Source organism: Kocuria sp. p3-SID1428 (genome assembly GCF_025149945.1).
GTDB lineage: Bacteria > Actinomycetota > Actinomycetes > Actinomycetales > Micrococcaceae > Kocuria.
In genome coordinates this window covers 1-11,994 of sequence record NZ_JALXVH010000013.1, presented here as the reverse complement: position 1 = coordinate 11,994, position 11,994 = coordinate 1, and the positions used below count along the sequence as shown (strand labels likewise).

Annotated in this window: 12 protein-coding genes; 8 read left to right on the top strand and 4 right to left on the bottom strand. The window is 70.6% G+C overall.

Going from position 1 to position 11,994, the window contains the following annotated elements:
• Positions 1-69: 69 nt before the first annotated feature.
• Complete coding sequence (locus M3E84_RS04480) at positions 70-714, bottom strand: TIGR00366 family protein (RefSeq protein ID WP_259894819.1); 645 nt, start codon at positions 712-714, stop codon at positions 70-72.
• 19 nt (positions 715-733) lie between these two features.
• Here M3E84_RS04480 and M3E84_RS04475 point away from each other — a divergent pair, with 19 nt between their 5' ends.
• Entirely contained in the window at positions 734-958 is a 225-nt protein-coding gene (locus M3E84_RS04475; protein ID WP_259894818.1) for a substrate-binding domain-containing protein, read from the top strand.
• A gap of 69 nt (positions 959-1,027) precedes the next feature.
• Here the strand turns inward: M3E84_RS04475 and M3E84_RS04470 are convergent, their stop codons facing one another.
• From M3E84_RS04470 to M3E84_RS04460, 3 genes are all read right to left on the bottom strand, one after another.
• On the bottom strand, positions 1,028-1,906 hold the full coding sequence (locus M3E84_RS04470) for a Cof-type HAD-IIB family hydrolase (RefSeq protein WP_259894817.1): 879 nt from the start codon (positions 1,904-1,906) through the stop codon (positions 1,028-1,030).
• A 73-nt stretch (positions 1,907-1,979) separates the two neighbouring features.
• Positions 1,980-2,684, bottom strand: coding sequence for an SCO1664 family protein (locus tag M3E84_RS04465; protein WP_259894816.1), 705 nt, complete (start codon positions 2,682-2,684; stop codon positions 1,980-1,982).
• A 10-nt stretch (positions 2,685-2,694) separates the two neighbouring features.
• On the bottom strand, positions 2,695-3,348 hold the full coding sequence (locus tag M3E84_RS04460; RefSeq protein WP_259894815.1) for an MSMEG_4193 family putative phosphomutase: 654 nt from the start codon (positions 3,346-3,348) through the stop codon (positions 2,695-2,697).
• 130 nt (positions 3,349-3,478) lie between these two features.
• On the opposite strand from M3E84_RS04460, the gene M3E84_RS04455 reads away from it, so the two are divergent.
• The 7 genes from M3E84_RS04455 to M3E84_RS04425 all read left to right on the top strand — a co-directional run bounded on the left by M3E84_RS04455 (position 3,479) and on the right by M3E84_RS04425 (position 11,872).
• On the top strand, positions 3,479-4,873 hold the full coding sequence (locus M3E84_RS04455; protein ID WP_259894814.1) for a sigma 54-interacting transcriptional regulator: 1,395 nt from the start codon (positions 3,479-3,481) through the stop codon (positions 4,871-4,873).
• A gap of 69 nt (positions 4,874-4,942) precedes the next feature.
• Positions 4,943-6,916 (top strand): VWA domain-containing protein, encoded by a 1,974-nt coding sequence (locus M3E84_RS04450; protein ID WP_259894813.1) that lies wholly within the window; start codon positions 4,943-4,945, stop codon positions 6,914-6,916.
• Between the two features lie 71 nt (positions 6,917-6,987).
• A complete protein-coding gene (locus M3E84_RS04445; RefSeq protein WP_259894812.1) occupies positions 6,988-8,106 on the top strand; it encodes an alkene reductase in 1,119 nt (372 codons plus the stop codon).
• 96 nt (positions 8,107-8,202) lie between these two features.
• Positions 8,203-9,111, top strand: a complete 909-nt coding sequence (locus tag M3E84_RS04440; RefSeq protein WP_259894811.1) for an SDR family oxidoreductase — start codon at positions 8,203-8,205, stop codon at positions 9,109-9,111.
• Positions 9,112-9,187: 76 nt separating this feature from the next.
• The gene (locus tag M3E84_RS04435) at positions 9,188-10,054 is read left to right on the top strand and encodes an SMP-30/gluconolactonase/LRE family protein (protein WP_259894810.1); all 867 of its coding nucleotides are present in this window, start codon (positions 9,188-9,190) and stop codon (positions 10,052-10,054) included.
• Between the two features lie 78 nt (positions 10,055-10,132).
• A complete protein-coding gene (locus M3E84_RS04430; protein ID WP_259894809.1) occupies positions 10,133-10,672 on the top strand; it encodes a TspO/MBR family protein in 540 nt (179 codons plus the stop codon).
• A 147-nt stretch (positions 10,673-10,819) separates the two neighbouring features.
• Complete coding sequence (locus tag M3E84_RS04425) at positions 10,820-11,872, top strand: intradiol ring-cleavage dioxygenase (protein ID WP_259894808.1); 1,053 nt, start codon at positions 10,820-10,822, stop codon at positions 11,870-11,872.
• The last annotated feature ends 122 nt before the right edge of the window (positions 11,873-11,994 follow it).

Below are 11,994 nucleotides of genomic sequence, written 5' to 3'. Positions count from 1 at the left end.
GGGCGTCGATCGCGGGCCGGGCCGGTCCCTGTCCTCCGCGAGGACAGGGACCCGCCCGGTGCTCCTGGCTCAGCCAGCGCCGACGATGAGCATCGTCCCGCCGAAGGTGATGCCGCTCAGAACCAGGGTGACGAACGTGTACCCGAGGATGTCACAGATCTTCAGCCCGGCCACGGCCAGCAGCGGGATCGCCCAGAACGGCTGGATCATGTTGGTCCACTGGTCGCCGTAGGCGATCGCCATGATCACCACGGACTGATCGACATGCAGCGCGTCCGCCGCGTTGGCGAACATCGGCGCCATCACGGCGAACTGCCCGCCGCCGGAGGGCACGAAGATGCTGAGGAAGCCGGCGGCCAGGAACGTCCACAGGCCCAGGGTCCCGGGCGTGGAGATGTCGATGAAGAACTGGCTGAAGGTGTCCACCAGCCCGCTGACGCTCAGCATGCCGATGATCCCCGCGTAGAGCGGGTACTGCAGCAGCACCTCGCCCACGGTCCGCCCGCCGCGGGAGATCAGCCCGGCCAGCTCGCGAGCGTTGCCGACCAGGAGCATGATCAGGCACAGAAACGTCCAGTTGACGATGTCCAGGGTCAGATCGAAGCCGTTCTTGCCGAAGTAGAGCACCAGATAGAGGCCCAGCAGCACACCCAGGGTCAGGGTGAAGATCCGCAGCTGCTCCACGCGCTCGGTCGGGGTCTTCGGCGTGATCAAGGCAGCCCAGGAGCGCGGCATGCGCGTGCCCGAGGATCTGTGGGTCGTCGGCTACGACGACATCCCGATGTCGTCATGGAAGCTCCTGGGACTCTCGTCGGTGCGCCAGCCCATAGACGAGATGGCCCGGCTGGCGCTCGAGATCCTCCGCGCCCGGATCGAGGATCCCGACGCCGAGGTCGTGCAGAAGCGCTTCCCGACCAAGCTGACCCTCCGGGGCTCCACAGGCGACAGCCCGACGTGAACGCCGCCGGTCGCCTGCACGCCCCTGCGCTGATCGGGGTGCTCCCCACCGCGCCGGGGTCGAGGCGGCTCAATCGCGGGCCGTCGGCTCCGGGGTCTCGGTGCGGTCCTCGCGGCGCTCGTCGGCGGCGTCGACCTCGGACAGCGAGAACGGGAAGTGCTGCTCCAGGATCCGCGCGATGCCCTCGTCGTCGTTCGTGGCGGTGACGACATCGGCGGCCTCCTTGGCCTCCGGGATGCCGTTGCCCATGGCCACGCCCAGACCTGCCGCGGAGAGCATGGTGATGTCGTTGCCGTTGTCGCCGAAGGCCATGACGGCCTCCAGCGGGATGCCCTTGGCCGCGCAGTAGTCGGTGATGGCCGAGGACTTGTCCACACCGCGGGCGGTGGCCTCGAAGTAGATCGGCGAGGAGAACGTGCACTCGGCGCGGTCGGCGAAATCCCGGTCGAGCTCCTTCTGCAGCTCGAGCAGCTCGGGTCGCTCCCCGGTGAACAGCAGCTTGGTGGCCGGCTCCGGCAGATCGGCGGCCTGCGGCAGCGGGCGGATGCTCAGCGCGTTGCCCTCGGCCTCATGGCGGACCTGAGGGTGCTCGGGCTCCGAGGCGAAGAGCTCCTCCCCCAGCGGGATCATCACGATCAGGCCGCGCGAGAGCACGTGGTCGATGATCTCCTGCGCGGTCTGGGCGTCGATCTCCCGGCGGGCGATGACCTCCCCGGAGGCCTGGTCCACGATGATCGACCCGTTCATGCCGGCCAGGATCAGATCCCCGCCGATCTCCAGCTTCTCGGCCAGCTGCTTCAGCCCGGGGATCGGACGGCCGGAGGCCAGCATGATCTGAGCGCCGGCCTCCCGGATGGCCTGCAGCCCCAGGCGGGTGCCGGGCTGGAGCTGGCGGTCGCTGCCCAGCAGGGTGCCGTCGATGTCGAAGGCGACGAGGCGGAAGGTCATGGGGTCTCCTGTGCTGGGGCGGGCAAGCATTCCTGCCCCCAGCATGCCAGCTCAGCGACCGGGACGACGGGCCTTACAGCGGCGGCCAGGGGATTCGGTAACCGCCGGTCTCATCGTGCGGCAGGTACGGTTCGGCCAGCAGCATCTGTGCGCGCAGTTGCAGCGCCATCTGCTCGACCGGGAAGAGCAGCTCCGCCAGCTCGTCAGGCAGCTGTTCGGCCAGCTGCTCCACGGCGCCGAGCAGCTCCGAGGGCACCGGCTCCCCCGCGAACTCCCAGATCACGGTGCGCAGCTTGTCCGGTGCGGAGAAGCACAGGCCCTGATCGATCCCCCAGATGCGGCCGTCCGTCCCGCGCAGGACATGGCCTCCCTTGCGGTCGGTGTTGTTGGCCAGAAGATCGAAGACCGCCATCCGGCGCAGGTCGTCGTGGGTCTCGGGGTGGGAGTCGTAGAGCGTGAAGTAGTGCTCCTGCGGATCGTGGTCCACGAAGCGCTGGATCGACCCGGGGCCGAACGGCCCCTCCTCGCGCAGCACCGTGGTGGGGATCAGCCCCCACCCCAGGGTCTCGGACAGCACGTAGGCGGCCCGCTCCCGGCGGTAGATCCGCGGCGGGAAGTCCCGCAGGGGCCTCTCCCCCTCCTCCGCCTTGTAGACGCCGCGGACGGTGCAGCCGTCGTCGTCGGTCACATCCACCAGCAGGGCGGAGTTGGAGGACTCGCGGAACAGCCCCACGAGCTGGATCTCCCCGTGCTGAAGGACGTGCTCGTCAGCGGTCATGGGCGCAGGCTCAGTCCTCGAGCAGGTCGGCCAGGAAGCCGTCGGTGGTGTTCATCCGCAGGACCGAAGGTGCCCGCTGCGGCATATACGAGATCGCCGAGACGGAGCAGGGGTCCACGGAGATCCTCTGGAAGTGATCCAGATGCGAGCCCAGCGCGTGATTGAGCAGCACCTTGATCGGATCCGCGTGGGAGAAGCACACGACCGTCTGACCCGGGTGCCGGTCGCGGAGTCGCTGGATGCCCTCGACCATCCGGTACTGCATCTCCGCGAAGCTCTCCCCATCCGGGAAGCGAAAGGTCGAAGGTGCCTGCTGCACGGCGTTCCACTCGGGCAGCTTGGTCAGGTGCTCGAGCTTCTCGCCGGTCCACTCGCCGAAGTCGCACTCGAGCAGGTCGGTCTGCGCCTCTGCGGTGAGACCCGTGGCCTTCTCGATCGGCTCGGCGGTCTCTCGCGTGCGCTCCAGCGGGGAGGTGTACAGGGCGTCGACGGCCAGGCCCTGGAAGCGCTCGGCCAGCCGCTCGGCCTGGGCCAGGCCCTTCTCGGACAGGTGCAGCCCCGGCGCGCGGCCCGGCAGGACCTTGCCCGTGGTGGGGGTGAGTCCGTGGCGGACCAGCAGGATCAGCGTGGGGCGGTCAGTGGTCTCGGTCTGTCTGTCGCTCACGCGCTCACCGTACCGCCCGCGGCCGACTGCGGAAGAGGGGCGGAGGCACCGAGTGCGCTCACCGCGAAAACCCCCAGCCGGGTACTGCCAGGCCACTTGTGCTGTCGCGGTGCAGGGCTAGCGTGAAGGTGTGACCGATCACCCTGACATCAGCACCCTGGGCGAGCTGCGCGCCGCCGATCTCCCCGTCCGCACCCTCCGTGAGGAGCTGCGGGCCAACCTGCTCGACGCCCTGGCGGAGGGCCGCGACCCCTGGCCCGGTCTGCACGGTCTGACCCGCACGGTCCTGCCGCAGGTCGAGCGCGCCCTGATCGCCGGGCACGACATCGTCCTGCTCGGCGAGCGCGGGCAGGGCAAGACCCGTCTGCTGCGCACCATGGTGGGCCTGCTGGACGAATGGTCCCCGGAGATCGAGGGCTCCGAGTTGCACGAGCACCCCCTGGATCCGATCACCGACGCCTCCCGGGCCCGCATCGCCGCAGAGGGCGACTCGCTGCCCATCACCTGGCGGCACCGGGACGAGCGCTATGTGGAGAAGCTGGCCACCCCGGACACGTCGGTCGCGGATCTCATCGGCGACGTCGACCCCGTTCGCGTGGCCGAGGGCCGCCGCCTGGGCGACCCGGAGACCATCCACTACGGCCTCATCCCCCGCGCGCACCGCGGGATCGTGGCCATCAACGAGCTCCCCGATCTGGCCGAGCGCATCCAGGTGGCCATGCTCAACGTCATGGAGGAGCGCGACGTCCAGATCCGCGGCTACGTGCTGCGCCTGCCCCTGGACGTGCTCGTGGTGGCCTCGGCCAACCCGGAGGACTACACCAACCGCGGTCGGATCATCACGCCGCTGCAGGACCGCTTCGGCGCGGAGATCCGCACCCACTACCCGATCGAGCTCGCGGATGAGATGGCCGTGATCTCGCAGGAGGCGGAGCTGACCGCGCAGGTCCCGGAGGCCCTGCTGGAGATCCTGGCCCGCTACACCCGGCTGCTGCGCGAGTCCCCTGCGGTGGATCAGCGCTCCGGCGTCTCGGCCCGCTTCTCGATCGCCGGTGCCGAGACCACGGCCGCGGCGGCCCTGCGCCGGGCCACGGTCTACCGGGAGGACGCCGCCGTCGCGCGGCTCGTGGACATCGACGCCGCCGTGGATGTGCTGGCAGGCAAGATCGAGTTCGAGGCCGGGGAGGAGGGCCGCGAGCAGGCCGTCCTGGACCACCTTCTGCGCCGGGCCACCGCCGAGACCCTGGCGGCACGGCTGCGCGGGGTGGACCTGGACCCGCTGATCGAGGCCCTGGACGGCACCGTCACCGTGACCACCGGCGCGGACATCCCCGCCCACGAGCTGCTGGAGGAGCTGCCCGAGCTGCCGGAGGAGAGCCAGGGGCTCTACGACCGGATCGCCCAGGCCTTCGGCGCCGAGTCCGCCGGCGAGCGCGCCGCGGCCGTCGAGCTGGCCCTCGAGTGGCTGTTCCTGGCCCAGAAGATCTCCAAGGACGCCGACGACGACGGCACCATCTACGGCTGAGCAAGGGCTCCCGGCGCCGCTGACCGGGTCCGCGCTCGTCGTCCCTGCACCACGGAAAGAAGGTGCGCAGTGCCTGCGTATCGCAACAGCCGCTACGGCCGCTACCGCGGGGGGCCCGATCCCCTGGCGCCGCCGCCGGACCTCACGGAGGCCCTGGACGCGATCGGCCGCGATGTCATGGAGGGGTACTCGCCGCAGGATGCGCTGCGCGAGTTCCTGCGCCGCGGCGGTCGCGGCCAGCGCGGCCTGGACGACCTCTCCCGGCGGGTGAACCAGCGCCGCCGCGAGCTGCTCGGCAAGCACAGCCTGGGCGGCACGCTCGATGAGGTGAAGAGCCTGCTCGAGCAGGCCGTGCGGCTGGAGCGCGAGCAGCTGCTGCGCGATGCCCGGATGGATCCCACGGACCGGCAGCTGCGGGAGATGCAGCTCGGTGCGCTGCCGTCGTCCACGGCCGCGGCCGTGTCCGAGCTGGCGGACTACGACTGGGCCTCTCAGCAGGCCCGGCAGACCTATGAGCAGATCAAGGACAAGCTCGGCCGCGAGGTGCTGGATCAGCGCTTCGCCGGCATGAAGCAGGCCCTGGAGGGCGCCACGGAGGAGGACCGCCAGGCGATCTCGCAGATGCTCGCCGATCTCAACGAGCTGCTGGCCAAGCACGCCCGCGGGGAGGACACCCCTGAGGATTTCGAGCAGTTCATGGAGGAGCACGGGGAGCACTTCCCGGAGGATCCGCAGGACATCGACGAGCTGATCGACGCCCTGGCCCAGCGCTCGGCGGCAGCCGCCCGCATGATGAACTCCATGACGCCGGAGCAGCGCCAGGAGCTCATGGAGCTGTCGGCCCAGGCCTTCGGCTCCCCGCAGCTCATGGAGCAGCTCAGTCAGCTCGACGCCAACCTCCAGGCCCTGCGCCCCGGCGAGGACTGGAGCGGCTCCGAGCGCTTCGAGGGCCAGGAGGGCCTGGGACTCGGCGACGGCACCGGGGTGCTGCAGGACATCGCGGACTTGGATGCCCTGGCCGATCAGCTCTCCCAGAGCCATCAGGGCGCGGCCCTGGATGACATCGACCTCGACGCCCTGGGCCGGCAGCTCGGCCAGGACGCCGCCGTGGATGCCCGCACGCTCAGCGAGCTCGAGAAGGCCCTGCGCGACTCCGGGCTGCTGCACCGCGGATCGGACGGCGCGCTGCGGCTCTCCCCGCGCGCGGTGCGCCAGCTCGGGCGGGCGCTGCTGCGCGACACCGCCGAGCAGCTCTCCGGCCGCCCCGGCTCACGGGACACCCGCCGCACCGGAACCTCGGGAGAGCTCACCGGCTCCACCCGGGCCTGGCAGTTCGGGGACCTGGAGTCCTGGGATGTGACCCGCACGATCACCAACGCGATCCAGCGCACCGTCGGGGAGGGCGGCGATCCGTCCCGCGGCATGCGACTGCGCGTGGAGGATGTCGAGGTCCAGGAGACCGAGGACCGCACGCAGGCGGCGGTGGCGCTGCTCGTGGACACGTCGTTCTCCATGGCCGCCGAGGGCCGGTGGCTGCCCATGAAGCAGACCGCCCTGGCCCTGCATCACCTGATCAGCACCCGGTTCCGGGGCGATTCCCTCGAGCTGATCTCCTTCGGACGCTGGGCGCGCAGCCTGGACGAGAACGAGCTGACCGCCATGCCGCCGGTGCACGAGCAGGGCACCAATCTGCATCACGGCCTGCTGCTGGCAGGGAGGTTCTTCCGCCGGCACCCGTCGATGCAGCCGATCCTGCTGATCGTCACCGACGGTGAGCCCACCGCGCATCTGCTGCCCAGCGGCGACGCTCACTTCGACTGGCCCACCTCCACCCCCACGCTGCAGGCGACCGTCTCCGAGCTGGACCGGGTCACCCGCACCGGGGCGCACACCACGTTCTTCCAACTCGGCGACGACCCCGGCCTGAGCCGCTTCCTCAACGCCATGGCCCGCCGGGCCGACGGCCGCGTGGTGGCCGTGGATCCCGAGGAGCTCGGCTCGGCGGTACTGGACGAGTACCTCTCGTCCAAAGGCGAGGAATGAAGCGACGGAATATGTCTGGCTCGTCCTGTCTTGAACCGAACAGTTCCGTCCCGCCGCCGAGGAGGCCGCTCATGCCCGATCTGTTCGACCAGCTGACCCTGGGAGCTCTCGAGATCCCCAACCGCGTGGTCATGGCACCCCTGACCCGCCTGCGCGCTCAGGCCGACGGCACGCCGTCGGACCTGAACGTCGAGTACTACGCCCAGCGCGCCTCGGCGGGCCTGGTCACCACGGAGGGCACCTTCCCCGCAGCCGTCGGGCGGTCTTACCCGGGCCAGGCCGGCATCGCCGACGACGCCCACGCCGCCGGGTGGAAGCGCGTGGCCGAGGCGGTGCATGCCGAGGGCGGGCGGCTGTCCATGCAGGTCATGCACGGTGGCCGCATCTCGCATCCGGAGATCAACGGCGGCGAGCAGCCCGTGGCTCCCAGCGCGATCGCCCCCGGCACCTCCCTGCACCTGCAGGACGGGCGCAAGGACGAGATCCCCGTGCCGCGCGAGCTGAGCACCGAGGAGCTGGCTGAGGTCCGCGACGGCTTCGCGGCCGCCGCACGCCGGGCCGTCGACGCCGGGGTGGATCTGATCGAGCTGCACAGCGCCAACGGCTATCTCCTGCACCAGTTCCTGGCTCCGGCGTCGAATCAGCGCACGGACCAGTACGGCGGGACGCCTGCGGCGCGGGCGTCGTTCGTGGCGGAGGTCGTGCGCGCCGTGGCCCAGGAGGTCGGAGCCGATCGCACCGCGATTCGCCTGTCCCCGGGCAACGGAGCGCAGGGCACGGCGGAGACCGACCCGCAGGAGACCGAGGCCACCTACCGCGCGCTGCTGCAGGAGATCGGCGGGCTGGGCCTGTCCTATGTCTCGCTGCTCGTAGCGGATCCGCAGGACCCCTCGGTCGCCCTGGTCCGCGAGCTGTTCGACGGCCCGCTCCTGCTGAACACCGGGTGGGCGCAGATCACCGATCTGGAGGCTTCGCGCGCGATCGTGGACAGCGGCGCCGGCGATGCCGCCGTGGTGGGCCGCAGCATGATCGCCAACCCCGACCTGGTGCAGCGCTGGCGCGAGGGCCTGCCGGTCAACGAACCGGACCCCTCCACCTTCTACACGCACGACGCCGCCGGCTACACCGACTACCCGCTGGCCGTGAGCGGATCCGCCGCACCGGAAGGCCCCGCCATGACGCGGCCCTGAGCCAACCACAAAGGGGGTTCGCGCCGTCAGCGAACAGCCAGGTCAGGATCAGGGCCAGCACAGACAGTCAGCGTGCTGATGTTCTAGGCTCGAAGCATGACGAACAACGAGAAGCACGATCAGCTCACCTTCCAGAACCCCGCGACCCGCTACGTGCAGATCGACCCGCCGGTGCAGTCCCAGGAGGCCCCCGGCCTGGACCGCGACCTGGATCCCCGCGCCGATCTGGGCGAGGAGACCTACCGCGGCACCGGGCGCCTGGAGGGCCGCACGGCCCTGATCACCGGCGGCGACTCCGGCATCGGCGCCGCCGTGGCGATCGCCTTCGCCCGCGAGGGAGCGAACGTGGCCATCAGCTACCTCCCGGAGGAGGAGCAGGACGCCCAGCACGTCAAGGAGGTCATCGAGGGCGCCGGCCGCAAGGCCCTGCTGCTGCCCGGCGATCTGCGCGACAAGGACTTCGCCCGCAAGCTGCCCGGCAAGGTCGCCGATGAGCTCGGCGCCCTGGATATCCTGGTCAACAACGCCGGGCGCCAGTACCACTGGGAGAGCCTCGAGGCGATCACGGACGAGCAGTTCGAGAACACCTTCGACATCAAGCTGTTCTCGATGTTCCGCGTCACGCAGGCGGCGCTGAACGTGATGCCGGCGGGCTCGTCGATCATCAACACCACCTCCGTGCAGGCCTACAAGCCCTCGGAGACCCTGGTGGACTACGCGTCCTCGAACGGCGCCATCAACGCCTTCACCCAGGCCCTGGCCCAGCAGCTCGTCGAGCGCGGCATCCGCGTCAACGCCGTGGCTCCGGGCCCCATCTGGACGCCGCTGCAGGTCACGGACAACAAGAACGAGGAGCAGCTGACCTCGTTCGGCCGCCAGGCCACGATCGGGCGCGCCGGTCAGCCCACCGAGCTCGCCCCGGCCTACGTCTACCTGGCCTCCCCCGAGTCCAGCTACGTCACCGGCGACGTCCTCAACGTCAACGGAGGCTCGCCCGTCGCCTGATCGGCACACGCCACCGCACGACCACGCCGGGTCGGAGCCTCCCCAGGCTCCGGCCCGGCGTCCTACGCTGAGGAGCATGACCATCAAGGCACAGCGCATCACCGATTCGATCGCCCATCACGCCGAGGGCCCTGTCTGGTGGGCGGCCACCGGGCGCATGAGGTTCGTGGACATGCTCCACGGGGCGATCATCGAGATCGACGACGACGGCGGCCACCAGCGCCTCGAGGTCCCCTCCCGCATCGCCTCGATGCTGCGCCCGCGGGTGGGCGGCGGCGCCGTCGTCGGTCTGGAGAACGGCATCGGCCTGGCCCGCCAGGAGGACCTCTCGGATCTCGAGCAGATCGTGACCCTGTTCGAGGACTCCGGGCTGCGCACGAACGAGGGTGGCTGCGATCCCCAGGGCCGGCTCTGGCTGGGCGACATGGCCTATGAGAAGACCGAGGGCGCCTCGAGCGTCTACCGCTGGGACGGGCCCGGCAGCGAGCCGCAGACGGCCTGGGATGGCGCGACCATCGCCAACGGCATCGGCTGGAGCCCGGACGGGGACCTCGCCTACTGGAACGACACCCCCACGGGGCAGATCACGGTCTTCGACCACGACCCGGAGCGCGGCCCCGTCGACCCCCGCGCCTTCGTGCGGATCCCGGAGGACGCGGGCCACCCCGACGGCCTCACCGTGGATGCCGAGGGCGGCATATGGACAGCGCTCAACGGCGGCAGCGCCGTGCACCGCTACTCCCCCGAGGGCGAGCTCACCGAGGTGATCGAGCTGCCCGTCCGCCAGATCACCGCCTGCACCTTCGGCGGCCCGGACCTGGACCGGCTGTTCATCACGACGTCGCGGGAGAACCTCCCCGACGACGAGGAGCCGGCGGCCGGATCGATCTACGCCGTCGAGCCGGGCGTGCGCGGTATGCAGCCGCTGGCCTTCGGAGGCTGAGTCGTGCAGATCCTGCGCAGAAGCCGCTCCAGGCGCGCACCGCGCCTGGCACCTCGACTGCTGGCCACCGGCGCCGCCGTGACCACTACGGCAGTGCTCGGCTCGCTCGCCACGGGTCCGGCGGTGCGCTCCCCCGAGTACACCCAGCTGGACAAGCCCTCATGGCAGCCGCCGGGAGTCGCGTTCCCGATCGTGTGGACGGGCCTCTACACGGTCATCGCGTGCTCGTCGGCGCTGGCGCTGACGAACCTCGCCCGGCACCGCGAGCGAGCGCAGACCGAGGAGCACGAGCTCGTGCCGCCGCAGCGGCCGCGGGTCCCCGCACGACGCTCCCGCCCGCTGTCCCGGCAGCTGCGTCGCCGCAGCGCCGGGCTGCGCCGATCTCTGGGCGTGAATCTCGCGCTGAACGCCGGCTGGTGCTGGACCTTCTTCCGGGCCCGCGAGTTCGAACTGGCCTCGGTGCACGCCGCCGTGCTGACCCTCAGCTGCGCAGACCTGAGCCGCCGTGCGGGCTCCGCCCATCGAGGAGCGGGGGCAACCCTGGTCCCCTACGTCCTGTGGTGCGGCTTCGCAACGGCGCTGAGCACTTCGATCGCGCGGCGCAATCCCCGCCGGTGAGCCGCTCGATCGAAGAATTCTCTGCCGTCGCCACCTCACAGCCCCAGCACAGGTCCAGGCGAACCTCGGCACAAGGGCCGCTCGTAGCTTCGTGATCAGACAGCCCGGCAGCAGCGCCGGGCGGACCCCGATCACGAAGGAGCAGCCGTGCTCTTCCTGCGCCGCAGCCGCGACACCGCTTCCCAGGACTCCGCCTCTCGGGAGCCCACTGCCGAGCCGCCCGCCGACAATGAGAACGACCCTCGGGTCGAGATGATCGACGGGATGCCGCACTACCAGGGGCGCCCGCTCGAGCGGCCCGAGGACGAGGTCCAGGACCAGGGGCTGTCCTTCGACCTGCAGACGCTCGTCTCCCGTCGCAGCGCGCTCTCGGCGCTGGGCCTGGGTGCCACCGCCTTCGGGCTGGCGGCCTGCGCGCCCACCTCGAGCTCCTCCTCGGCGTCCTCGTCGGCCTCCGCCACGAGCTCGGCGACCCCCACCGATGACGCCTCGATCGACGTGGCCTCCGAGATCCCCGATGAGACCGCCGGCCCCTACCCCGGCGACGGCTCGAACGGGCCCGACGTCCTGGAGGAGTCCGGCGTGGTGCGCAGCGACATCCGCTCGAGCTTCGGCTCCGGCTCCGCCACGGCCGAGGGCATCCCCATGACCCTGGAGATGACCATCGTGAACATGGCCGACAGCTACAAGCCCTGGGCCGGAGCTGCTGTCTACGTCTGGCACTGCGACCGCGATGGCGAGTACTCCATGTACTCCGAGGGCATCGAGGATGAGAACTACCTGCGCGGCGTGCAGATCGCCGACTCGAGCGGCAAGGTCACCTTCACCAGCATCTTCCCCGCCTGCTACACGGGTCGGTGGCCGCACATCCACTTCGAGGTCTTCCCGGATGAGGCATCGATCACCGATCAGTCCAACGCGGCGTCGATCTCGCAGATCGCGATCCCGCAGGCCACCTGCGATGAGGCCTACGCGACCGGGGGCTACGAGTCCTCGGTGACCAACATGGCCTCGCTGTCCCGGGACACGGACAACGTGTTCAGCGACGACGGCGGCCAGACCCAGCTGGCGACCGTGACCGGTGATGCCGAGAGCGGATACACCCTGTCGATCACCGTGGGCGTGGACACCAACACTGAGCCGTCGATGGGCGGGATGGGCGGCGGGGCCGACGCCCCCGGCGCTGCACCTGCGGCCTGAGCCTCCGGCGAGGTCCCGCCCCATCGGCTCCCGCGGCCTCAGCTCATGGATTCCGAGACCAGCATACTGCCTGCTCCCGGCTGGTTCTCGGCCAGCCAGGATGCCAGGGTCCGCAGCCGGGC

Coding starts and splice junctions, on each gene's coding strand:
- M3E84_RS04475 (WP_259894818.1), top strand. CDS start 734: ATGCGCGTGCCCGAGGATCTGTGGGTCGTCGGCTACGACGACATCCCG.
- M3E84_RS04470 (WP_259894817.1), bottom strand. CDS start 1,906: ATGACCTTCCGCCTCGTCGCCTTCGACATCGACGGCACCCTGCTGGGC.
- M3E84_RS04465 (WP_259894816.1), bottom strand. CDS start 2,684: ATGACCGCTGACGAGCACGTCCTTCAGCACGGGGAGATCCAGCTCGTG.
- M3E84_RS04445 (WP_259894812.1), top strand. CDS start 6,988: ATGCCCGATCTGTTCGACCAGCTGACCCTGGGAGCTCTCGAGATCCCC.
- M3E84_RS04440 (WP_259894811.1), top strand. CDS start 8,203: ATGACGAACAACGAGAAGCACGATCAGCTCACCTTCCAGAACCCCGCG.
- M3E84_RS04435 (WP_259894810.1), top strand. CDS start 9,188: ATGACCATCAAGGCACAGCGCATCACCGATTCGATCGCCCATCACGCC.